At 73.3% G+C, this 22,110-nt stretch carries 23 protein-coding genes; 17 read left to right on the top strand and 6 right to left on the bottom strand.

The genetic code is table 11. From position 1 onward, the window contains the following. Positions 1–36: 36 nt before the first annotated feature. Positions 37–579: a MarR family winged helix-turn-helix transcriptional regulator gene (locus ACIRB7_RS03630; protein ID WP_403591714.1), complete on the bottom strand. Its 543-nt coding sequence runs from the start codon at positions 577–579 to the stop codon at positions 37–39. Positions 580–620: 41 nt separating this feature from the next. Between ACIRB7_RS03630 and ACIRB7_RS03625 the strand changes: the two genes are divergently transcribed. Next, entirely contained in the window at positions 621–1,034 is a 414-nt protein-coding gene (locus ACIRB7_RS03625; protein WP_403591711.1) for a carboxymuconolactone decarboxylase family protein, read from the top strand. Here the strand turns inward: ACIRB7_RS03625 and ACIRB7_RS03620 are convergent. Together ACIRB7_RS03620 and ACIRB7_RS03615 are read right to left on the bottom strand one after the other, a co-directional pair. Next, a complete protein-coding gene (locus tag ACIRB7_RS03620) occupies positions 1,018–1,731 on the bottom strand; it encodes a GDSL-type esterase/lipase family protein (protein ID WP_403591708.1) in 714 nt (237 codons plus the stop codon). The two genes, ACIRB7_RS03625 and ACIRB7_RS03620, sit on opposite strands and share 17 nt — an antisense overlap. Positions 1,732–1,846: 115 nt before the next feature. Continuing rightward, positions 1,847–2,689, bottom strand: coding sequence for an alpha/beta fold hydrolase (locus ACIRB7_RS03615; protein WP_403591704.1), 843 nt, complete (start codon positions 2,687–2,689; stop codon positions 1,847–1,849). Between the two features lie 95 nt (positions 2,690–2,784). Between ACIRB7_RS03615 and ACIRB7_RS03610 the strand changes: the two genes are divergently transcribed. Next, positions 2,785–3,783: a WD40 repeat domain-containing protein gene (locus ACIRB7_RS03610; RefSeq protein WP_403591701.1), complete on the top strand. Its 999-nt coding sequence runs from the start codon at positions 2,785–2,787 to the stop codon at positions 3,781–3,783. Positions 3,784–3,881: 98 nt separating this feature from the next. Next, positions 3,882–4,250 carry a hypothetical protein gene (locus ACIRB7_RS03605; RefSeq protein WP_030550082.1) on the top strand — a complete coding sequence of 123 codons (369 nt, stop codon included), beginning with the start codon at positions 3,882–3,884 and terminating at the stop codon, positions 4,248–4,250. A 76-nt stretch (positions 4,251–4,326) separates the two neighbouring features. Here ACIRB7_RS03605 and serC read toward each other — a convergent pair whose 3' ends face one another. After that, the gene (gene serC / locus ACIRB7_RS03600) at positions 4,327–5,445 is read right to left on the bottom strand and encodes a phosphoserine transaminase (RefSeq protein WP_403591698.1); all 1,119 of its coding nucleotides are present in this window, start codon (positions 5,443–5,445) and stop codon (positions 4,327–4,329) included. A 51-nt stretch (positions 5,446–5,496) separates the two neighbouring features. Between serC and ACIRB7_RS03595 the strand changes: the two genes are divergently transcribed. The 3 genes from ACIRB7_RS03595 (at position 5,497) to ACIRB7_RS03585 (ending at position 9,446) form a co-directional block, all read left to right on the top strand. Next, on the top strand, positions 5,497–8,283 hold the full coding sequence (locus ACIRB7_RS03595) for an FAD-binding and (Fe-S)-binding domain-containing protein (protein WP_403591695.1): 2,787 nt from the start codon (positions 5,497–5,499) through the stop codon (positions 8,281–8,283). Between the two features lie 178 nt (positions 8,284–8,461). After that, entirely contained in the window at positions 8,462–8,773 is a 312-nt protein-coding gene (locus ACIRB7_RS03590; protein ID WP_403591692.1) for a pyrimidine/purine nucleoside phosphorylase, read from the top strand. A gap of 7 nt (positions 8,774–8,780) precedes the next feature. Continuing rightward, positions 8,781–9,446: a GNAT family N-acetyltransferase gene (locus tag ACIRB7_RS03585; protein WP_403591689.1), complete on the top strand. Its 666-nt coding sequence runs from the start codon at positions 8,781–8,783 to the stop codon at positions 9,444–9,446. On the opposite strand, the gene ACIRB7_RS03580 is transcribed toward ACIRB7_RS03585, so the two are convergent. Continuing rightward, positions 9,421–10,290, bottom strand: coding sequence for a LysR family transcriptional regulator (locus tag ACIRB7_RS03580; protein ID WP_403591686.1), 870 nt, complete (start codon positions 10,288–10,290; stop codon positions 9,421–9,423). The two genes, ACIRB7_RS03585 and ACIRB7_RS03580, sit on opposite strands and share 26 nt — an antisense overlap. 182 nt (positions 10,291–10,472) lie before the next feature. Between ACIRB7_RS03580 and ACIRB7_RS03575 the strand changes: the two genes are divergently transcribed. After that, positions 10,473–11,408 carry an EamA family transporter gene (locus ACIRB7_RS03575; protein ID WP_403591684.1) on the top strand — a complete coding sequence of 312 codons (936 nt, stop codon included), beginning with the start codon at positions 10,473–10,475 and terminating at the stop codon, positions 11,406–11,408. Here ACIRB7_RS03575 and ACIRB7_RS03570 read toward each other — a convergent pair. Next, entirely contained in the window at positions 11,405–11,764 is a 360-nt protein-coding gene (locus tag ACIRB7_RS03570; protein ID WP_403591681.1) for a tetratricopeptide repeat protein, read from the bottom strand. The genes ACIRB7_RS03575 and ACIRB7_RS03570 overlap by 4 nt on opposite strands. A gap of 81 nt (positions 11,765–11,845) precedes the next feature. On the opposite strand from ACIRB7_RS03570, the gene ACIRB7_RS03565 reads away from it, so the two are divergent. The 10 genes from ACIRB7_RS03565 (at position 11,846) to ACIRB7_RS03520 (ending at position 21,963) form a co-directional block, all read left to right on the top strand. Beyond that, entirely contained in the window at positions 11,846–12,223 is a 378-nt protein-coding gene (locus ACIRB7_RS03565) for a VOC family protein (protein WP_403591678.1), read from the top strand. Between the two features lie 100 nt (positions 12,224–12,323). Further along, positions 12,324–12,509 (top strand): DUF1272 domain-containing protein, encoded by a 186-nt coding sequence (locus ACIRB7_RS03560; protein WP_403591676.1) that lies wholly within the window; start codon positions 12,324–12,326, stop codon positions 12,507–12,509. A 116-nt stretch (positions 12,510–12,625) separates the two neighbouring features. Then, positions 12,626–12,919 (top strand): hypothetical protein, encoded by a 294-nt coding sequence (locus ACIRB7_RS03555; protein WP_403591673.1) that lies wholly within the window; start codon positions 12,626–12,628, stop codon positions 12,917–12,919. A gap of 29 nt (positions 12,920–12,948) precedes the next feature. Further along, a complete protein-coding gene (locus ACIRB7_RS03550) occupies positions 12,949–13,611 on the top strand; it encodes a M15 family metallopeptidase (RefSeq protein WP_403591670.1) in 663 nt (220 codons plus the stop codon). Between the two features lie 92 nt (positions 13,612–13,703). Then, on the top strand, positions 13,704–14,570 hold the full coding sequence (locus ACIRB7_RS03545) for a TIGR03084 family metal-binding protein (protein ID WP_403591667.1): 867 nt from the start codon (positions 13,704–13,706) through the stop codon (positions 14,568–14,570). Continuing rightward, entirely contained in the window at positions 14,570–16,264 is a 1,695-nt protein-coding gene (locus ACIRB7_RS03540; RefSeq protein WP_403591664.1) for an acyclic terpene utilization AtuA family protein, read from the top strand. The genes ACIRB7_RS03545 and ACIRB7_RS03540 overlap by 1 nt, the downstream gene beginning before the upstream one ends. 142 nt (positions 16,265–16,406) lie before the next feature. After that, entirely contained in the window at positions 16,407–18,008 is a 1,602-nt protein-coding gene (locus ACIRB7_RS03535) for an acyl-CoA carboxylase subunit beta (protein WP_403591661.1), read from the top strand. Positions 18,009–18,016: 8 nt separating this feature from the next. Continuing rightward, positions 18,017–19,987 (top strand): biotin carboxylase N-terminal domain-containing protein, encoded by a 1,971-nt coding sequence (locus ACIRB7_RS03530; protein WP_403591658.1) that lies wholly within the window; start codon positions 18,017–18,019, stop codon positions 19,985–19,987. Then, complete coding sequence (locus tag ACIRB7_RS03525; RefSeq protein WP_403591655.1) at positions 19,984–21,117, top strand: acyl-CoA dehydrogenase family protein; 1,134 nt, start codon at positions 19,984–19,986, stop codon at positions 21,115–21,117. The genes ACIRB7_RS03530 and ACIRB7_RS03525 overlap by 4 nt, the downstream gene beginning before the upstream one ends. Before the next feature lie 174 nt (positions 21,118–21,291). After that, a complete protein-coding gene (locus ACIRB7_RS03520) occupies positions 21,292–21,963 on the top strand; it encodes an excalibur calcium-binding domain-containing protein (RefSeq protein WP_403591653.1) in 672 nt (223 codons plus the stop codon). Positions 21,964–22,110: the final 147 nt, after the last annotated feature.

The raw sequence follows: 22,110 nt of genomic DNA, 5'->3' as shown, positions 1-22,110 counted from the left end.
GAGCCGGCCGGCGGGCGGGCGAGACCCTGCCGACGCTCAGGAGCCGCCCAGCCAGCTGGTGGCGTCCAGGCGGAACGCCGTCTCCGGGGGGACGACGTTCCGCAGGGACGTCTCGATGTCGCGGACGCGGTCCGCGCCCAGGGCCGCGACCCACTCCGCCCGCAGTTCGTCGAAGATCGCGGCGGAGCGGCCGAGGGCCGCGCGGCCGCGCGGGGTCAGGTGGACGAGTTTGCGGCGGGCGTCGGTGGGGTCGTCGGCGCGTTCGGCGTAGCCGAGGGCGAGCAGCCGGTCGACGGTCTTGCCGGCGGCCTGTTTGGAGACGCCGAGGCGCCGGCCGATCTCGCTGGCGGTGGCGCCCCGGCTGCCGATGGCCTGCATGGCGAAGCCGTGGGCGGGGCGCAGGTCGGGGTGGCCCTCGGCGGCGAGGCGGGTGTGCAGCCGGTCGATGAGGGTGCGGAAGCCGCCGAAGAGGAGCAGGGGGAGTTCGTGGCCCGGAGGGGAATCCGGGATGGATTCCTCTTTTCCCTTGCCCTGATCGACAACCTGGTTTACTTTTTCTCTGTCGACATGGTCAACCATGTTGTCGATTCTATCGTGATCGCCGCTCGCCAGGAGATGCCTTGCCCGTACACCTGTCCGCCCGCACCGCCGCCGCCGTGGCCCTCCTCAAGGAGTCCCCCGAGACCCTCGACGGCTTCCTGAAGCTCAGCCAGATCTTCGAGTCCACCACCCTCGACGCGCACTCCCGCGAGACCGTCATCCTGACCGTCGCCCACCGCAACCAGTGCCACCTCTGTGTCGACATGCACGACGCCAAGATGGCCGCCCTCGGGCCGGCGCCCGAGCCCGAACGCCTCGACGCCGTACGGGCGTTCACCCTCCAGGTGCTCGCCTCCTCCGGTGCGGTGAGCGACGCCGACCTGGCCGCCTTCGAGAAGGCCGGCTACACCCGTCGGAACGCCCTGGAGGTCGTCCTCGGCGTCGGTGCCTACACCCTCTCCACCTTCGCGAACCGCCTCACCCGAGCGGCATGAGGTCCTGGGTGACCTGGGTGCGCCCGTACGGGCCGCCCAGGCCCCACGCCTGGTGCATCGCGTCCGCGAAGGCGGCCGCCAGTTTGTGCTCGCCGGAAGGTCCCGGGTGCGTGCCGTCGTAGGTGTCCGCGCCGAGGTCGTACGACTCCGGGACCGTCGCGAGCAGGAGCGGCGAGGCGGCCGTGTCGAGGTCGGCGACCGTCTTCGCGAGGAGCTCGTTGAAGCGGGCGCACTCGGCCGCGAAGGGGGCGTCGTACCCGGCGCGGACGTTGGGTATGACCGGCAGGAGCACGGCCCGCACGTGCGGGTTCGCGGTGCGGGCCGCCGCGACGAACGCCCGGACGTTGTCGTGGGTCTGGTCGCTGTTCGTGTAGAAGCCGAGGTCGATCAGGCCGAGCGAGACCAGCAGCACGTCCGCGCCGGTCGCGGCGACCGTCTCCCCGATCACGGGTGCCATGTGCAGCCATCCCTCGCCCCAGCCGGCCAGATGGCGGCGGGCCGGGGCGGGGAAGGCGGGATCCGCGTACGCCTCGGAGGTCGCGGCGTCGTCCTCGGGGACGTAGAGCAGCGAGCGCGGCCCGACGATCTCGTACCCGCCCGGGAGAGTGGACTCCAGGTGCCGCCACATGCGGTACCGCCAGGTCCAGTCGCCGGCGCGTCCGATGGTCATGCTGTCGCCGACGAACAGAAAACGCATGGTCATATCATCGCGGACGCCGTCCCGGGCCTGCGACGTGATCCGGGACACGGGCCGCCGCCATCGTCGCCACCGCCGCCACTGCCGTCCTTGCTGCCGCCCCCTCCTGCGCGAGCTATTCGTTCAGGAAGGAACCCACCTGCTTCACGAACCCTTCCGCGTCGTCGTGCCACGGGAAGTGCCCCGCGCCGTCCAGGACCACGAGCGTCGCCCCGGGGAACAGCCCCGCGTACGCCGCCGCCGTCGGCACCGGCGTGTTCACGTCCCCCTCCCCGGCCACCACCAGCACCGGCCGCGCGAACTCCGCGAACACCGCACGGGTCGCCGCCGGATCGAAGACACCCTCGCCCGCGAAGACCCCCGCGCCCTCGCCGTTCCGCTGCCGCTCCCCGGCGGCGTGCCGCTCCCGCGCCGCCTCGTCCCAGGTCCCGTGGAAGAACGGAGCCACCGCCCCGAAGGACTCGGCCGTACCGCGCCCCGCCGTGACGTCCTCAAGTGCCGCGTACGCAGGCCCGAACCACGGCTCGTCCGTCCGCAGCCGCGCCGCCGCGAGCCGCTCCTCCGGGGCCGTTTCGAGCCCCGGGGCCGCCGCGCCCGGAGTGACGAGCACGAGCCGGCCGACACGCTCCGGATACCGGGTCACGTACAGCGCGGCCAGGTTCGCGCCCGCCGAATGCCCCAGGATGTCGACGGTGTCGAGACCGAGGTGCACGCGCAGCGCCTCCACGTCGTCGACGAGCCGGTCGCAGCGGTACGACTCCGGGTCACCCGGCGCCGCAGAGGCGCCCGTGCCCCGCAGATCGAGCCGGATCAGCCGCCGGTGCGCGGCGAGACCGCCGAGGTCGCCGAGATAGACGGAGTCCTGGAGAGGCCCGCCGGGCAGGCAGAGGAGAGGGGCGCCGGAACCGGACTCGTGGTAGGCGAGCAGGGTGCCGTCGGGGGAGCGGAAAGTAGGCATGGACGCGACCCTGACAGCGCCCCCGATGCAGGTCAAGCAGGTTTCAGGGGCAGCGGACAAGGTCATCGCCCCCGCGTCGTGGCAGGCTTGAGTCCATGCGATCTGCTCTGTGCGCCCTCGGCGCGGCGGCGGCCCTGGTGCTGCTCCCGGCCGGACATGCCCGTGCCGAAGGCCAGGAGCCCGACCGGGACTTCACGATCGAGGACTTCCGCGTCGCCGAGTCCAGCGGCCTCGCCGCGAGCCGTGCCCACCCCGGCGTCTACTGGACGCACAACGACCAGGACGCGCCCCTGATCTACGGTATCGACTCCCGTACGGGAAAGACCGTCGCGACCCTGACCATGCAGGGCGTCGGTACCCCCCGCGACATGGAGGCCATCGCGGTCGGCCCGGACGGCGCCATCTATGTCGGCGACATCGGTGACAACCTCGACGGCTCCTGGGACCACGTCTGGATCTACCGGTTCCCCGAGCCGAAGACGCTGAAGGACCAGAAGGTGGCGGCGAAGCAGTACGTCGTGAAGTACGCCGACGGTGCGCGCAACGCCGAGGCCCTGATGGTCCACCCGAAGACCGGCCGGGTGTACATCGCCAGCAAGAACGAGGACGGCGGCGGCCTGTACGCCGGCCCCGAGCGGCTCTCCTCGTCCGGGACGAACGTGTTCCGGCGTATCGGCGAGGTGCCGTGGGTGACCGACGGCGCCTTCTCCCCGGACGGCGGCCGGCTCGTCCTTCGCGGCTACTTCAGCGCCAGGGAGTACGGGTGGAAGGACGGGCGCGTGGACGGCGACGGCACGTCCGTCGGGGCCCCCTTCCAGGGGCAGGCGGAGTCGGTGACGTACACGACGGACGGCTCGGCGTTCATGTTCGGCTCGGAGGGGCAGAGCAGCAAGGTCGTCCGGGTGGAACGCCAGGGGGCCACACCGCCTCCCTCGGAGAAGCCGGCGGACACCCCGGGCGCGCCGCAGTCGCCTCGGTCCCCGCAGTCACCGGCCGCCGACGGGGAGGGAGGGAACGCGACCGTGGGCTTCCTGGTCCTCGCGGGCGCCTTCGTCCTCGTCTTCGGCATCAAGCGCCTGCTGCGGCGGGACTGACGGACCTCCTCCGTACCGCCCCGTGTCGACCGGACGCGGTACCGGGTCGAGACTGGAGGGGAGGGGGCCGGAGGGGGCGTACGAGGCGTGGAGGAGTCATGACCGGATTCACTCGCGAGGACACTCCCGTCGCCATGGAAGGCGGCGGCCTGGACTTCCGCATGCAGGAGGCCGGAGGCGACATGAGCGTCGCCTTCATCCACCTTCCCAAGGGCACGGACATGGGTCCGGCGCTCAAGGGCCTGGAGGGCGACCTGTGCCAGTGCCCCCACTGGGGGTACCTCTTCAAGGGCCGGATCAGGATGCGGACAGCCTCGGGCGAGGAGATCTACGAGGCCGGACAGGCCTACTACTGGGGACCCGGCCACGCACCCGAAGCCCTGGAGGACGTCGACGTCGTCGAGTTCTCGCCGACCGCCGAGTTCAACGCGGTGATCGACCACGTGAAGGCGCAGTCGGGCGGCTGACCCGTACCGGACACGGCGGAGGGCCTGGCACCGGAAGCTTCCGGTGCCAGGCCCTCCGTACGCGTTACGGGGAAGGTCAGAGCTTCTCGATCACGTAGTCGACGCAGGCCGTCAGGGCGCGCACGTCCGCCGGGTCGATCGCCGGGAACATCGCGATCCGCAGCTGGTTGCGGCCCAGCTTGCGGTACGGCTCGGTGTCCACGATCCCGTTCGCGCGCAGCACCTTGGCGACCGCGGCCGCGTCGATGTCGTCCGCGAAGTCGATCGTGCCGATGACCTGCGAGCGCTTGGCCGCGTCCGTGACGAACGGCGACGCGTACTTGGACTCCTCGGCCCAGCCGTACAGCGCGTCCGAGGACTCCTTCGTCCGGGCCACGGCCCAGTCGAGACCGCCCTGGCCGTTGATCCACTTCAGCTGCTCGTTGAGCAGGAAGAGGGTCGAGAGCGCCGGCGTGTTGTACGTCTGGTTCTTGAGCGAGTTGTCGATCGCCGTCGGCAGCGAGAAGAACTCGGGGACGTGCCGGCCGGACTCGTGGATCTTCTTCGCCCGCTCCAGGGCCGCCGGGGAGAACGCCGCCAGCCACAGGCCGCCCTCGGCCGCGAAGGACTTCTGCGGGGCGAAGTAGTAGACGTCGGTCTCGGTGATGTCGACCGGGAGGCCGCCCGCGCCGGAGGTCGCGTCGACCAGGACGAGCGCGCCCTCGTCGGCGCCCGCGACCCGCTTGATCGGGGCGGCGACACCGGTGGAGGTCTCGTTGTGGGTGTACGCGTAGACGTCGACGCCCGCCTCGGCCACCGGCTCCGGGTGGGTGCCCGGGTCGGAGGAGATCACGGTCGGCTCGGCCAGCCACGGGGCCAGCTTCGCGGCCTTCGCGAACTTGGAGGAGAACTCGCCGAAGGTGAGGTGCTGCGACTTGCTCTCGATGAGACCGTGGGTCGCGACGTCCCAGAAGGCGGTGGAGCCGCCGTTGCCCAGGATCACCTCGTAGCCCTCGGGGAGCGAGAAGAGGTCACGGATGCCGGTACGTACCTCGCCGACCAGGTTCTTCACGGGAGCCTGGCGGTGGGACGTGCCGAGGAGAGAGGTGCCGGTGGCGGCCAGGGCGTCCAGCGCCTCCGTACGCACCTTGGAGGGGCCCGCGCCGAAACGGCCGTCGGCGGGCTTGATGTCAGCGGGAATCTGGATATCAGCCACGAGGCGGAGAGTATCGGGTCGGGAAGGAGCCGGTCGCCGGATGTCCGCCCGATGAGACGGACTCTGAGACATCCTGGGCTTGTGGGAACACACGAGGAACACACGTCCGGCCCCGCCTCCGCCCTCGCCGCCGCCCTGCGCGCCGCCGTCGCGGGAGACGTCGACTTCTCCCCCACGGCCAGGGCCCTGACCTCGATGGACGCCTCCAACTACCGCCGGGTTCCGGTCGGTACGGTCGCGCCGCGCGACGCCGACGACATCGCCGCCGTCCTCGAGGTGTGCCGGGCGCACGGCACCACCCCGGTCGTCGCGCGCGGCGGCGGGACGTCCATCGGGGGCCAGGCCACCGGCACCGGGGTCGTGCTCGACCTCACACGGCACATGGCCCGTCTCGTCTCACTCGATCCCGAGGAGCGGACGGCCGTCGTCCAGCCGGGGCTCGTCCTGGACCGGCTGCGGGAGGCGGCACGCCCGTACGGCCTGACCTTCGGGCCCGACCCGTCCACGCACAGCCGCTGCACCCTCGGCGGGATGATCGGCAACAACGCCTGCGGGGCGCACTCGGTCGCCTGGGGGACCACCGCCGACAACGTGCGCTCGCTGGATGTGGTGAGCTACCGGGGCGCGCGGTTGACGCTCGGGCAGGACGGTCGGGGCGCGCCGCCCGGACTCCTCGACCTCGTCGGCCGGAACCTCGCCCTGCTGCGGACCGGCTACCCGCCCGGCCTCCCGCGCCGGATCTCCGGCTACGCGCTCGACGCGCTGCTCCCGGAGCGGGGCGTGGACGTGGCCCGCTCGTTCTGCGGCAGCGAGGGCACGCTGGGGGTGATGACGGAGGCGACGGTACGGCTCGTCCCGCTGCCGGTGGAGCCGGTGCTCGTCGTCCTCGGGTACGCCGACGAGAGCGCGGCGGCCGAGGCGGCGGCGGGACTCCTGCCGTACGGGCCGCTCACCGTGGAGGGCATGGCGGCGGATCTCGTACGGGGAGCGGAAGGGCTGCCGAGGGGCGGGGCCTGGCTGTTCTGCGAGGTCGAAGGGGCGGGGGCGGCGCGGGATCTGGTGCGGGCGGCGGACGCGTTGGACGCGGCCGTGGTGGCGGACCCGGCGGGGCAGCGGGCGCTGTGGCGGATCCGGGAGGACGCGGCGGGGACGGCGACCCGGCTGCCGGGGAGCGCGGGTGAGGCCTGGCCGGGGTGGGAGGACTGCGCGGTACCGCCGGCCCGGCTCGGCGCGTACCTGCGTGAATTCCGTGCGCTACTGGACGAATTCGGCCTCCGGGGCATCCCGTACGGGCACTTCGGCGACGGTTGCGTGCACGTCCGGATCGACTTCGACCTGTGGACGGAGAAGGGCGTACGGGACTTCCGCCGGTTCTCGGAGGCGGTCGCGGACCTGGTGGTCGCCCACGGCGGCTCGCTCTCCGGGGAACACGGCGACGGGCAGGCGCGGGCCGAACTGCTGCCGAAGATGTACGGGGAGGAGCTCGTCGGCCTCTTCGGCGCGGTGAAGGACGTGTGGGACCCGGACGGAGGGATGAATCCGGGGATGCTGGTCCGCCCGAAGCCGCTGGACGAGGGGCTGCGGTTCACGGGGCTGCCGCTGGTGGGGGTGGGGAGGGCTGCCGCCCGGTGCGTGGGGGTGGCCAAGTGCCGGGTGGAGGGTCCGAGTTCGGGTCCGGGGGTGATGTGCCCGTCGTACCGGGCGACGGGGGAGGAGAAGCACTCGACCCGGGGGCGGGCGCGGCTGCTGCACGAGATGGCGCTCGGCGAGGTCATCACGGACGGGTGGCGCTCGGAGGAGGTCCGGGAGGCGCTGGACCTGTGCCTGTCGTGCAAGGGCTGCCGCAGTGACTGCCCGGTGGGCGTCGACATGGCCGCGTACAAGGCGGAGTTCCTGGACCGGCACTACGCGGGACCGCTCGGTTTCCTGCGCAGGCCGCGCTCGCACTGGACGATGGGCCGGCTGCCGCACTGGCTGGACGTCTTCGGGCGGGCGCTGAACCCGATGATGGGGCTGCCGTTCGCGGCGAGGCTGGCGGGGGTGACGCCGGAGCGGACGATGCCACGTGTGGCGGAACGGTCCTTCACGTCGTGGTTCGCGGAGCGGGGATCGACGCGCCCGGCGGACCTGACGCTGTGGCCGGACACGTTCACGGACCACCTGGCGCCGGAGGTGGGCAGAGCGGCGGTCCGGGTCCTGGAGGCGGCGGGTCTTGGGGTGGCCCTTCCCCAGGGAAGGGTGTGCTGCGGGCTGACATACGTGTCGACGGGGCAGCTGGGGGCGGCGCGGAGGGTGATGCGGCGGACGCTGGACGTGCTGGAGGGAGTGGAAGGGCTGGAGGGCCCGGTGGTGGTACTGGAACCCTCGTGCGCGGCGACCCTCCGCAGCGACCTGCCGGAACTGCTGCCGGACGACCCGAGGGCGGCGCGCGTGGCGGCGTCGGTCCGGACGTTCGCGGAGGCGCTGGAGCTGCTGGCGCCGGAGTGGGAACCGCCGCGAGTGGACCGGCCGGTCACCGGCCAGACGCACTGCCACCAGCACGCGGTCCTGGGGGACGCGGCGGACCGCAGGCTCAGGGAACGAGCGGGCCTGACGGGGGAACTGGCGGGCGGCTGCTGCGGCCTGGCGGGAAACTTCGGCTTCGAACCGGGCCACCACGAGGTCTCGCTGGCATGCGCGGAGGACCAACTGCTCCCAGCCCTGCGCGCCGCCCCACCGGACGCAGCCGTCCTGGCGGACGGCTTCTCGTGCAGGACGCAGATGGAGGAGGCGGCGGGGACGAGGGCGAGGCACTTGGCGGAGGTACTGGCGGAGGGGGTGGAGGTGGGGGGCGCGTAGCGGGAGGGGGGCCGCGCGCCGGAGCGGCGTACGCGGCTGCGGGCACGGCGTGCGAGACAGCGGCGCTTGGGAGGGCTCACACGGTGTACAACGGGGAGTCCTTGCCCAGACAGTGCGGTCGGGCAGCACGGTTGCGGCGCGCGGCGCCGCTGTTCCAACGGTTTAGCGGAGGATGCTCATGTCCACGTCCGAGTCCACGTCCGGGTCCCCGTTCAAGGTCAACGAGTACTTCGACGGCACGGTCAAGTCGATCGCGTTCGAGCAGGAGCAGGGCCCGGCGACCATCGGCGTCATGGCTCCGGGGGAGTACGAGTTCGGTACGGCCGCCCCGGAGACGATGCACGTGGTCAGCGGCGCCCTGACGGTGAAGCTGCCGGACGTCGGCGACTGGGAGACCTTCGCGGCGGGCACGCGGTTCGAGGTCCCGGGCGACAGCACGTTCCAGCTGAAGGTCGAGATCGCCACCGCGTATCTCTGCGAATACCGCTGACCTAGGAGTGACCAGCGGGGCGACCGCGCGACCGAACCGGCCGGACTTCGCGCACCAGCCCCCGTCAACGCTTCCCCGTGCCGCCGGCGTCCGGTTCGACGAGGACGCCCACCCTGGGCTCGTCGTGCGGTCGGCTCGTGCTCCGCGAGCTCGCCGTCGACGACGTGTCCGCCGTGCACGGCATCTACGGCTCCGAGACCGCGACCGAGCACCTCCTTTTCCGCCCCGCTCCCTCGACGAGGTTCGGGGGATCGTCGAGCGGTCCATCGCGTCCGCGCGGGTCGTTCCCCGGGAGGAGTACGCCCTCGCCGTCGTCGAGCAGGCGACAGGCGTGCTCGTGGGGTTCGGGCGGCTCGCGGGCGATCCGCATCAGCAGCGCGCGGCGACCATGGGGTTCGCGCTGCGGCCCGCGTCGTGGGGTGTCGGGTACGGGCGGGAGACCGTCGGGCTGCTGCTCGCGCTGGCCTTCGGGGAGCTGGACCTGCATCGGGTGTGGGCCGCGCGGGCGCCGCTCAACACCGCCTCCGCGCGCACCCTGCTCGCCGCCGGGTTCGTCGAGGAGGGGCTGATCCGCGGGCACGTCCACGTCCGGGGTGCCCGGCGGGACTCCGTCACGTACGGCATCCTCCGCGAGGAGTGGGCCGCCCTCAGCCCCCGCCCCCGCCCCCGCTGACGATCTCGCGGGCCATCGTGACCAGCGCGCCCGTCGCCGGGTGCGGGAACGCATCCCGCCACGCCAGGACCACCGGCAGCGGCGGCGCGTCGGGCAGCGGGCGGTAGGCGACGCCCGGGTGGGGGTGCAGGGCGGCCGTGGAGGCGGAGGAGACGCCGACGCCCCTGCCCGCCGCGATCGCGGTGAGCCAGTCGTCCGTGTTGGCGACGGTGACGGTCGCCGCCGGGCGGGCGGCCGGCGGCCAGAGCGTGAGTGTGGTCGTACCCGAGACGGTGTTGAGGACGACGGTTCCGCCGGCGAGGTCGTCGAGGGTGAGCCGGGGCCGGTCGGCGAGCGGGCTGTCGGCGGGTACGGCCGCGACCCGTTCCTCGGTGGTGAGCTCCTCGGTGACCAGGCCGGGCGCGTCGACCGGACCCCTGAGCAGGGCCGCGTCCACCTCGCCCCGGGTGAGGCCGGCCGTGCGGTCGTCGATGCGGAGGAGTTCGAGCGGGGTGTCGGGGTGCTCGCGCTGCCAGCGCCGGAGCAGGGGAGTGGTGTACGGGCCGAACGCCGACCAGGCGTGCCCGAGGCGCAGTGGCCGGTGCCGGAGCCTCGCCGGGTCGACCGCGGCCTCGAAGGCGGCGAGGGCGGCCGCGGCCCGGTCCTGGAACGCGCGGCCCTCGGCGGTGAGGGCGAGGTGGTGGGTGGAGCGGTCGACGAGCCGGGCGCCGAGGTGCTGTTCGAGGGCGGCGAGGGTGCGGGAGACGGCGGGCTGGGTGAGGTGGAGCCGGGCGGCCGCCTTGGTGAGGCTGGACTCCTCGGCGATGGCGAGGAAGCAGCGGAGGTGGCGTAGCTCGATGCTCATGCGTCCGGAGCATAACCGCAGCGCAATCGGCATTTCCGGTGCCGCGCTGGGGCTCGTAGCGTGGAGGGGAACGGGGGCTTCCGAAATCCGGTAGTCCATTGTGCTGCACTGCGAGTACAGTGTGTTGAACCTGGTGTTCGGCGTGGGCGTGCGTGTGCCCGTGGTCTGTGGAGGAGCGTTCGGTGGACAGTCCGGTCAAGGATGCGGCCCTGGTGGCGGTCCCCGAGGCAGCCGCCGTCGGCGCGGAGTCGCCCGGCCCCGGCCGGGGTCCGGCGGGGCACCGCTTCGGGCCCGTGGCGCTCGTCGTCGCGGGCGGGCTCTCCGTACAGTTCGGCTCCGCCGTCGCCGTCCTCCTCATGCCCCGCGCGGGCGCGCTCGGGGTCGTCACCCTGCGGCTCCTGCTCGCCGCCACCGTCCTGCTGATCGTCTGCCGGCCCAAGGTCCGCGGCTACGGGCGCGCCGACTGGGGGACGATCGTCGCCTTCGGCGCCGCCATGGCGGGCATGAACATCCTCTTCTACCAGGCCGTCGACCGGATCCCGCTGGGCGCCGCCGTGACCCTGGAGGTGCTCGGCCCGCTGATCCTCTCCGTGGTCGCCTCGCGCCGGCTGGTGAACCTGCTCTGGGCCGGGCTCGCCCTCGGCGGCCTCGTCCTCCTCGGTGGCGGCGGCTTCGACCGCCTCGACCCGCTCGGCGCGGCCTTCGCGCTCGCGGCGGGCGCCATGTGGGCCACGTACATCGTCTTCAGCGCGCGTACGGGCCGGCGCTTCCCTCAGGCGGACGGGCTCGCGCTCGCCATGGCGTTCGCCGCCGTCCTCAGCCTGCCGTTCGGCATCGTGGAGGCGGGCGACAAGCTCCTCGTACCGTCGACGATCGGCCTCGGCCTCGTGGTCGCGCTGATGTCCTCGGTCCTGCCGTACACCCTGGAACTCCTCGCCCTGCGCCGCCTGCCCGCCCCGACCTTCGCGATCCTGATGAGCCTGGAACCGGCCATCGCGGCGGCCGCGGGCTTCCTCGTCCTCAGCCAGGCCCTGTCCGTCCTCGACGCCCTCGCCATCGCCCTCGTGATAGGGGCGAGCATGGGCGCGGTCCGGACCCAGGTCAGGGCCGCGGCCTAGGCAGCCCCTTCGTCCGGGGCCGAGGCCGACGATCCGCTTCCGCTTCCGGTCCCGCCGAGGCGTCGGCGGAGTTTGCCGGCCCGGCGTGGGTCCCGGGCGCGTTCCATCGCCGGGAGGGCGCGTTCCCAGCAGGCCCTCGCCTCGCCGTGCTGCCCCAGCTCCGCGAGGGTGTCCCCCAGGGCCGTGAGCGTGATGGAGCTGCCGTACGTGTCTCCCAGCCGTTCCTGTTCCGCGCAGGCGCGCCGGTACGCCTCGGCGGCCTCCGCGGGGCGGCGGGCCTTGCGCAGGACGTCGCCGCGGACGCGCAGGCCCACCGCCAGGCTGAAGAAGTCCTCGGTGCGGGGAGGCGACCGCACGCAGTTCACCGCGGTGAGGGGAGGCGACCCGGGTGCCCCGCGTCGGCCCCGTCGCCCCCGCCGGCCCCTAGGATCCCGCGCATGATCGCTGAACTGCAGTGCGTCGTGCTCGACTGTCCCGCGCCCCGTGAACTCGCCGAGTTCTACCGGGCGGTGCTCGGCGGGGAGGTCGACCGGCCCGACCGTCGCTGGTCCCTCGACGAGGGCTGGTCCACCCTGCACACGCCCGGCGGGCTCGTCCTCTGCTTCCAGGGCGTCGCCGACCACCGCCCGCCGACGTGGCCGGACCCGGAGCGCCCCCAGCAGTTCCACCTCGATTTCGGCGTCGCGGATCTGGACGCGGCCCAGGAGCAGGTCCTCGCGCGGGGCGCGACCGTCCTGGACGAGGGGGACGGCAGGCGGAGCTGGCGGGTGTACGCGGACCCGGCGGGCCACCCGTTCTGCCTGGTCAGGCACTGACCCGATTCCGTCGATCTTTGTCCGTCGGGGGTGTTGAGGGCGCCGGGGGCGTACGCGGACCATGGGGTGTCCGCAGGAGTACGAGGGAGGGGGGCCGACGATGGCTCTGGAGATGCGAGACCGGTGCGAGCGCTGCGAGACGGCGGCCCTGCCGGCGGACGAGCCCGCGCGGATCTGTTCGTACGAGTGCAGCTTCTGCGTCCCCTGCGCCGACGCCATGGCGGGGGTCTGCCCCAACTGCGGCGGTGAACTGGTGCCCCGCCCGCGACGCGTCGGCGCGGTCTAGGGCTGCGGTTAGTGTGGTGCGGTATTGAGTGCCGCGTATGGAATGCCGCGTAATTGCATGCCGTGTATGGAGCGGCGTCGATCTCTGGGGGATCAGTGGGCCGCAGCAGCATACCCGTGGAGAACGGGAGCGACATCGACCTCTGTCTCTTCGTCGAGCCGTCCTGTGAGGACTACTGGATGAAGCCGGGGGAGGCGTTCACGGTCCACTCCGCGGCGGAGGGGATCGACGTCTGGTTCGAGACCCGCGTCTCGAAGGGCTGCGTCATCGTGTGGCTCTACGAGGACGGCGATCCGTACAAGGTCGTCGGCGAGCACAGAGTCGTCGACGAGAACGGCACGTCGCTGAATTCCGGCCACCAGAGGCCCGCCGGCCAGCGGTGGACGGCGGGCGGCCCGATCATCGACTGACCCGCCCGGCCCTGCGGGAGGATCGCGGCATGACTGAGATCATGTTGATGTCGGACCCGAAGGTCGCCGCTGTGCCCGTCGCCGAGTGCGGCGAACCCCTCGTGGACGTGCGCCGTCACGGTGGGCTGCTCGTCGATACGCGCAAGCAGGACCCGGCCGGCGCCTTCGCTCATCTGCGGGAAGGCGTGCTGGAGCGGTTGCTGAAGGCACAGGCGGCGCTGCCGGGCGGCCTGCGGCTGTTGTTCGTCGAGGGGTACCGGCCCCCGTCCCTCCAGCGGCGGTACTTCGAGGAGTACGCCGGCCAGTTGCGAGCCGCCCACCCCGACTGGCCCGACGCCCGGATCCACTCGGCGGCCAGCCGGTATGTGTCGCCGCCCGACATCGCCCCGCACAGCGCGGGCGCGGCCGTCGACCTCACCCTGGCGGACGCCGACGGCCGCGAGCTGGACCTGGGCACCCGGATGAACGCCGACCCGGAGGAGAGCGGGGGCGCCTGCTACACCCACGCCCCAGGTATCGGCGAAGAGGCGCGAGCCCGCCGGGAGTTGCTGGGTGGGGTGCTCACGGCGGCGGGGCTCGTGAACTATCCGACCGAGTGGTGGCACTGGTCCTTCGGCGACCGCTACTGGGCCTCGCTCGCGGGGAGGCCCGCGGCCCTGTACGGGCCCGTGGAGCTCGTGCCGGAAAAGTAAAGCAAGCACGCTTGATTGTTTCTGGTGCCGCTGCCATGCTCCTCGACGAAGGCCCGTGACCGCGAACGCCCGTCCCCCGAGGGGAGCGCACCGTGTCCGACCCCGTCGTCGTGCTTGATGATCTGCGTGACGAGAGTGGCGAACTCGACCGGCTGGTGAGTGAGTTGAGTGCCGAGCGGTGGGGTGCGCCTACCCCCGCGCCCAGCTGGACCCTCGCCCATCAGATCGCGCACCTCGCCTGGACCGACCGCGCCGCCCTCCTCGCCATCACCGACGCCGAGGCCTTCGCCGTCGAGGCAGGGAAGGCGCTCGCCGCGCCCGATCGTTTCGTCGACGAGGGTGCCGAGGAGGGCGCGAAGCTGCCGCCCGCCGAGCTGCTCGGCCGCTGGCGCGAGGGCCGCGAACGGCTCCAGGCCGCCTTGCGTGCGGCGCCGCCCAGTGCTCGTTTCCCCTGGTACGGGCCGCCGATGAGCGCCTCCGCCATGGCCACGGCCCGGCTCATGGAGACCTGGGCCCACGGTCAGGACGTCGCCGACACCCTCGGGGTCGTCCGCGCGCCCACCGCCCGCCTCCGGCACGTCGCCTGGATCGGCCACCGCGCCCGGGACTACGCCTTCCTGGTACGAGGCCTCCCCGCGCCCGCCGAGCCCTTCCGGGTCGAACTCCGGGCCCCCGACGGGGCATTGTGGGCGTACGGGCCGGAGAGCGCCGGCCAGAAGGTCACCGGGCCCGCCCTCGACTTCTGCCTGCTCGTCACCCAGCGCGTCCACCGCGACGACACCGCCCTGGTGGCCACCGGCCCCGACGCCGAACACTGGCTCACCATCGCCCAGGCCTTCGCAGGCCCGGCGGGCCCGGGCCGGGCCCCTGGCGCCGTCCGGGCCCCCGGCGCCGCCCGGCCCCCTGGCGCCGACCGGCCCCCAGCTGCCCACCAGACCCCCGCCCCCGAGGACGCCTGATGGCCGTCCTCCGTATCGGCAACGCCTCCGGCTTCTACGGCGACCGGTTCGACGCCGTCCGCGAGATGCTCACCGGCGGCGGGCCCGGCGGCGAGCTCGACGTCCTCACCGGCGACTACCTCGCCGAGCTGACCATGCTCATCCTCGGCCGCGACCAGCTCAAAGACCCCGCCGCCGGATACGCGAAGACCTTCCTGCGCCAGATGGAGGAGGGCCTCGGCCTCGCCCACGAGCGCGGGGTCCGGATCGTCGCCAACGCCGGTGGCCTCAATCCCGCCGGGCTCGCCGACGCCCTGCGCGCCCTCGCCGCGCAGCTCGGCCTGCCGACCCGGATCGCGCACGTCGAGGGCGACCGGCTGCCCGTCACGGACGGCGCCCTCGCCGCCAACGCCTACCTCGGCGGCGCCGGCATCGCCGCCTGCCTCGCCGCCGGAGCCGACGTCGTCGTCACCGGCCGCGTCACCGACGCCGCCCTCGTCACCGGGCCTGCGCAGTGGCACTTCGGCTGGGGCCCGGAGGAGTACGACAGGCTGGCGGGCGCGGTCGTCGCCGGGCACGTCCTGGAGTGCGGCACCCAGGCCACCGGCGGCAACTACGCCTTCTTCCGCGACCACGACCCGGAGCTCTTCCGCCGCCCCGGCTTCCCGGTCGCCGAGCTCCACGCCGACGGCAGCGCCGTCATCACCAAGCACCCCGGGACCGGCGGCCTCGTCGATGTCGGTACGGTCACGGCGCAGCTCCTGTACGAGACCGCCGGCGCCCGCTACCCCGGCCCCGACGTGACCGCCCGGCTCGACACCGTCCGGCTCACCGGGGAGGGCCCCGACCGGGTCCGGATCGACGGCGTCCGGGGTGAGCCGCCGCCCCCGACGCTCAAGGTCGGGCTCAGCAGGCTCGGCGGCTTCCGCAACGAGGTGGTGTTCGTCCTCACGGGCCTCGACATCGAGGCCAAGGCCCAGCTGGTACGCGAGCAGGTCGAGGACGCCCTCGTGAAGTCCCCTCCGGCTGAGGTCCGTTGGGAACTGGCCCGCACCGACCGGCCCGACGCCCGCACCGAGGAGACAGCGAGCGCCTTGCTCCGGCTCGTCGTCCGCGACCCCCGCCCCGAGGCTGTCGGCCGGGCCCTCACCGGTGCGGCCGTCGAATTGGCCCTGGCGAGCTACCCGGGCTTCCACGTCACCGCGCCACCCGGCAGGGGCGCCCCCTACGGCGTCTTCGAGACCGCGTACGTGCCGGCCGCCGAGGTCCCGCACACGGCCGTCCTCCCGGACGGGACCCGCGTCCCCGTCCCCGTACCGGTACGGACACGCGAGCTGGAACCCGTACCCGAACCGGACCTTCCCGCGCCGCTCCCCGCAGGGCCCGTCCGGCGCGTCCCCCTCGGCCGGGTCGCCGGGGCCCGCAGCGGCGACAAGGGCGGGGACGCGAACGTCGGCGTCTGGGTGCGTACGGAGGAGGAGTGGCGCTGGCTGAGTCATGCCCTCACGGTCGAGAAGGTGCGTGAACTACTGCCCGAGACCGCTGACTTGGCCGTCACCCGCCACGTCCTCCCTCATCTCCGCGCGCTCAACTTCACCGTCGCCGGAATCCTCGGCGAGGGCGTCGCCTCCCAGGCCCGCTTCGACCCCCAGGCGAAGGCCCTCGGCGAATGGCTCCGCTCCCGCGAACTCGACGTACCGGAGCGGCTGCTGTGACCGCCGCTGTGTCCGCCGTACGCCACGACCTCCCGGACGGACGGACCCCTGTGAGCGTCGCCGGCTGCGGCCCCGGAGCGGCCGGAGCCACCCCGCCCCCCACCCCGACCCCCACCCCGATCGACCTCCCGGAAGGGCCCCCGTGACCGTTCTCGCCTCCGCCCTCGACACGGGCGGGACCGACTTCCAGGCCAACCGCGCCGCCATGCTCGACAAGCTGGCCGCGCTCGACGCCGAGCACGCCAAGGCCCTCGCGGGCGGCGGCGAGAAGTACACGGCCCGGCACCGGGCGCGCGGCAAGATGCTCGCCCGTGAGCGGATCGAACTGCTCGTCGACCCCGACTCGCCCTTCCTGGAGCTGTCGCCGCTCGCCGCCTGGGGCAGCGACTACACCGTAGGTGCCTCCCTGATCACCGGCATCGGGGTCGTCGAGGGCGTCGAGTGTCTGATCACCGCCAACGACCCGACCGTACGCGGCGGCGCCTCCAACCCGTGGACGCTGAAGAAGGCGCTCCGGGCCAACGAGATCGCCTTCGCCAACCGCCTTCCCGTCATCTCCCTCGTCGAGTCCGGCGGTGCCGACCTCCCCTCCCAGAAGGAGATCTTCATCCCCGGCGGGGCGCTGTTCCGCGACCTCACCCGTCTCTCCGCCGCCGGTATCCCCACCATCGCGGTCGTCTTCGGCAACTCGACGGCCGGCGGCGCGTACGTCCCCGGCATGTCCGACCACGCCGTGATGATCAAGGAGCGCTCGAAGGTGTTCCTCGGCGGGCCGCCGCTGGTGAAGATGGCGACGGGGGAGGAGAGCGACGACGAGTCCCTCGGCGGCGCCGAGATGCACGCGAGGACGTCGGGGCTCGCCGATCACTACGCCGTCGACGAGACCGACGCGATCCGTCAGGCCCGCCGGATCGTCGCCCGCCTCAACCACCGCAAGGCCCACCCGGATCCGGTCACGATCGCCGAGCCCCCGAAGTACGACGAGGGCGAGCTGCTCGGGATCGTCCCCGGCGACCTCAGGACGCCGTTCGACCCGCGCGAGGTGATCGCCCGGATCGTCGACGGCTCCGACTTCGACGCGTTCAAGCCGCTGTACGGGCCGAGCCTGGTGACCGGATGGGCCCGCCTGCACGGCTATCCCGTCGGTGTCCTCGCCAACGCGCAGGGCGTCCTCTTCGGCCCGGAGTCGCAGAAGGCGGCGCAGTTCATCCAGCTCGCCAACCAGCGGGACGTCCCGCTGGTCTTCCTCCACAACACCACCGGCTACATGGTGGGCAAGGAGTACGAGCAGGGCGGCATCATCAAGCACGGCGCGATGATGATCAACGCGGTGTCGAACTCCCGCGTCCCCCACCTGTCCGTCCTCATGGGGGCGAGTTACGGCGCCGGGCACTACGGCATGTGCGGCCGGGCGTACGACCCCCGGTTCCTGTTCGCCTGGCCCAGCGCGAAGTCCGCCGTCATGGGCCCGCAGCAGCTCGCGGGTGTCCTCTCGATCGTGGCGCGTGCGTCCGCCGTCGCGAAGGGGCAGCCGTACGACGAGGAGGCCGACGCCGGTCTGCGGGCGCTCGTCGAGGCGCAGATCGAGTCCGAGTCCCTGCCGATGTTCCTCTCGGGGCGGCTCTACGACGACGGGGTCATCGATCCCCGCGACACCCGCACGGTCCTCGGACTGTGCCTCTCCGCGATCCACACGGCACCGGTCGAGGGCGCGCGCGGCGGCTTCGGCGTCTTCCGAATGTGAGGCATCTGGTGATCAAGTCTGTCCTCGTGGCGAACCGGGGCGAGATCGCCTGCCGGGTGTTCCGCACCTGCCGTGACCTCGGCATCTCCACCGTCGCCGTGTACTCCGACGCGGACGCCGACGCCCTGCACGTCCGGGAGGCCGACGCGGCGGTACGGCTGCCGGGGTCGGCGCCCTCGGAGACGTATCTGCGCGGTGATCCGGTGGTGGAGGCGGCGCTCGCGGCGGGCGCGGACGCCGTGCACCCCGGCTATGGCTTCCTCTCCGAGAACGCCGGTTTCGCGCGGGCCGTGATCGACGCGGGCCTGGTGTGGATCGGGCCGCCGCCGGAGGCGATCGAGGCGATGGCTTCGAAGACCCGGGCGAAGGAGCTGCTCGGGATCGCGCCGCTCGCCGAGGTCACCGAGGCGGATCTGCCCGTCCTCGTGAAGGCGGCGGCGGGCGGCGGCGGCCGTGGCATGCGGATCGTACGCGAACTCGCCGGTCTGGAAGAGGCGTTGAGGGCGGCTGCGGCCGAGGCGGAGAGTGCGTTCGGGGACGGTGAGGTGTTCGTCGAGCCGTACGTGGAGAACGGCCGGCACGTGGAGGTGCAGGTCCTCGCGGACGCGTACGGGGAGGTCTGGGCGCTCGGCACCCGCGACTGCTCGCTCCAGCGCCGCCACCAGAAGGTGATCGAGGAGTCCCCGGCGCCCGGCCTGCCCGCCGCGTTCGAAGCCTCGCTCCTGGACGCGGCCGTCAGGGCGGCGAAGGCCGTCGGCTACGTCGGCGCGGGCACGGTCGAGTTCCTCGTCGCGGACGGCCGGGCGCACTTCCTGGAGATGAACACCCGCCTCCAGGTCGAGCACCCGGTGACGGAGGAGGTGTACGGGGTCGACCTCGTCGCCCTCCAGATCGCCGTCGCCGAGGGCCGTGAGCTGCCGCCCGGGCCCCCGGCCGGGGGCGGGCACGCGATCGAGGCCCGCCTCTACGCGGAGGATCCGGCGCGGGAGTGGGCCCCGCAGACGGGCGTCCTGCACCGCTTCGACGTTCCACGGGAGGGCGGGGCCGGGGCGCGGGGCCGGGTGCGGGTCGACACGGGATACGTCTCCGGGGACACGATCGGTGTCCACTACGACCCGATGCTCGCCAAGGTCGTCGTCCACGCCCCGACCCGCGCCGAAGCGGCCCGCAAGCTCGCCCACGTCCTCGAACGCGCGGTGATCCACGGGCCCGTCACCAACCGGGACCTGCTGGTCACCTCGCTGCGGCACCCCGAGTTCCTGGACGCCGACCTGCTCGACACCGGGTTCTACGGGCGGAACCTGGACGCCCTGACCCGGCCCCGGGACGGCGAGGCGCACGCCGCCGTCGCCGCCGCGCTCGCGGACGCCGCCGGGAACACCACCGGGAGCACCGGCAGGTTCGGCGGCGGCTGGCGCAACCTCGCCTCGCAGGACCAGGTCAAGGCGTACGGGGAGCACGAGGTCCGCTACCGGCCGACGCGGGGCGGCGGCTACGAGGTCACGGCGCCCGAAGGGGTACGGGTCGTGAGCGCCGCGCCCGACCGTGTACGCCTCGAAGTGGGCGGAGTCGTACGGGACTTCGGCGTCGCCCGGTACGGCGACACCGTCCATGCCGGCCCCCACCGCCTGACCGCCCGCCCCCGCTTCCCCGACCCCACCGCACCCCAGGAACCGGGCTCCCTGCTCGCCCCCATGCCCGGCACCGTCGTCCGGGTCGCGGACGGTCTCGCCGTCGGCGACCGGGTCACCGCCGGACAGCCGCTGCTCTGGCTGGAGGCCATGAAGATGGAGCACCGCGTCACCGCCCCCGCCTCCGGCACGCTCACCGCGCTCCACGCCGCGCCTGGCCGCCAGGTCGAGGTGGGAGCCCTGCTCGCCGTCGTACAGACCGACGCACAGGCAGACGTGCAGACAGACGTGCAGACAGACGTACAGCCAGCTGTCCCGACCGAAGCACAGGAGGACACGTCCGCATGAACACCATGATCGAGAGTGAAGAGCTGACCGCGCTCCGCGCCGCCGTCTCGGCCCTCGGCCACCGCCACGGCCCCGGCTTCGACCGGGCGGCCCTGTGGGCGGAGGCGGGCAGGCTCGGCTACCTGGGGGTGAACCTGCCCGAGGAGTACGGCGGCGGGGGCGGCGGCATGGCCGAGCTGTCGATCGTCCTGGAGGAGGCGGGCGCCGCCGGTGCGCCGCTCCTGATGATGGTCGTGTCGCCCGCGATCTGCGGCACGGTCATCGCCCGCTTCGGCACGGAGGAGCAGAAGCGCGCCTGGCTCCCGGGCCTCGCCGACGGGTCGCGGACGATGGCGTTCGGCATCACCGAGCCGGACGCGGGCTCCAACTCGCACCGCATCACGACCACGGCGACCCGCACCGAGGACGGCTGGGTCCTCAGCGGCCGGAAGGTGTTCGTGTCGGGCGTCGACATAGCCGACGCGACCCTCATCGTGGGCCGTACGTCGGACGCCCGCACGGGCACGCTCAAGCCCTGTCTGTTCGTCGTCCCGCGTGACGCGCCGGGCTTCCGGCGGCGGCACATCGAGATGGAACTCGACGCGAACGAGAAGCAGTTCGAGCTGACACTCGACGACGTGCACCTGCCGGCCGACGCGCTCGTCGGCGACGAGGACGCGGGCCTGCTCCAGCTCTTCGCGGGGCTCAACCCCGAGCGGATCATGACGGCCGCGTTCGCGATCGGCATGGGCCGGTACGCCCTCGCGCAGGCCGTGAAGTACGCGAAGGAGCGCCAGGTCTGGAAGGCCCCGATCGGCGCCCATCAGGCCATCGCGCATCCGCTGGCCCAGGCGCACATCGAGCTGGAGCTTGCGCGCCTGATGATGGCGAAGGCGGCGCAGCTGTACGACGCGGGCGACGACGTCGGGGCGGGCGAGGCGGCGAACATGGCCAAGTACGCGGCGGCTGAGGCCTGCGTGAAGGCCGTCGACCAGGCCGTCCACACCCTCGGCGGCAACGGCCTCACCCGCGAGTTCGGCCTCGCCCGCCTGATCACGGCGTCCCGGGTGGCCCGGATCGCCCCGGTGAGCCGGGAGATGATCCTGAACTACGTGGCGACCCACTCGCTGGGGTTGCCCAAGTCGTACTGACCCGGCTACTGACCCGGCTAGGACCCGGCTCGCGGTCGTCGGCGGCCTTGTCGGGCGGCCCCCCGGCTTCCGGTCGCGTCTCGATTTCCGTAACGCGGACACCGGTTGTGAACGTTCTGTGTACGATCTCGGCTCTTCGCACACGCTCAGTTCACGCTCCCAGGAGACACGCCCGTGCAACCGCCGCCGCCGCCCCCGCCCCCGTATCCGTACGCGTACGCCCCGCCGCCCCCGCCCGCCCGGCGCTGGTGGCAGCATTCCGCGCTGATCATCGTGCTGCTGGTGCTCTTCCCCCCGGCGGGCATAGCCCTGGTCTGGCTGAGCCGCTGGGGGCAGACGAAGAAGATCGTCGCGACCGTCCTGGCCGCCCTGTGGTTCCTGTTGTTCCTCTTCAGCGACCCGCCGAAGGAGAACGCCACGACGGACCCGCAGCCGGTGCCGGCAGTCACGGCGTCCCCCACGACCACCCCGCCCACCACCCCGCCGACCACCGCCCCGGCCACGCCCACGACGCAGCCGACCCCGACGCCGGAGCCCACGTCCGCGAGCCCCACGACGGCGAAGCCCGTCCCCACGACGCCGAAGCCCGCCCCGACGACCGAGGCCCCGGAGCCCACCCGGACCCCCGACGTCGCCCCCACGCCGACCCGCACCCGCGCACCGGCCCCGCGTCCGACGACCCAGCAGCCGGAGACCGCCGAACCCACCCAGCCGGCCGAGGAGTCGGTCTCCTACGAGAACTGCTCGGCCGTCCGGGCCGCCGGCGCCGCCCCCATCCATGCGGGCGACCCGGGATACGCCAGGCACCTCGACCGTGACGGCGACGGCGTGGGCTGCGAGAACTGACGACCGGAGAGCCGCCGCGGGGGCCCCCCCCCCGGGGGGGGGGGGGGGCCCCCGCGGGGGCCGCCCCCCCCCCCGGGCCGGCCCCCCCCCCCCCCCGGGCCCCCCGCCCCCCCCCCCGCCCGGGGGGGCCCCCCCCCCCCCCCCCCG

The sequence above is a fragment of the Streptomyces sp. NPDC093795 genome, from assembly GCF_044764665.1.
Classification (GTDB): domain Bacteria; phylum Actinomycetota; class Actinomycetes; order Streptomycetales; family Streptomycetaceae; genus Streptomyces.
The sequence above is the reverse complement of the archived record's forward strand: the minus strand, read 5'-3'. Positions and strand labels throughout refer to the sequence as shown.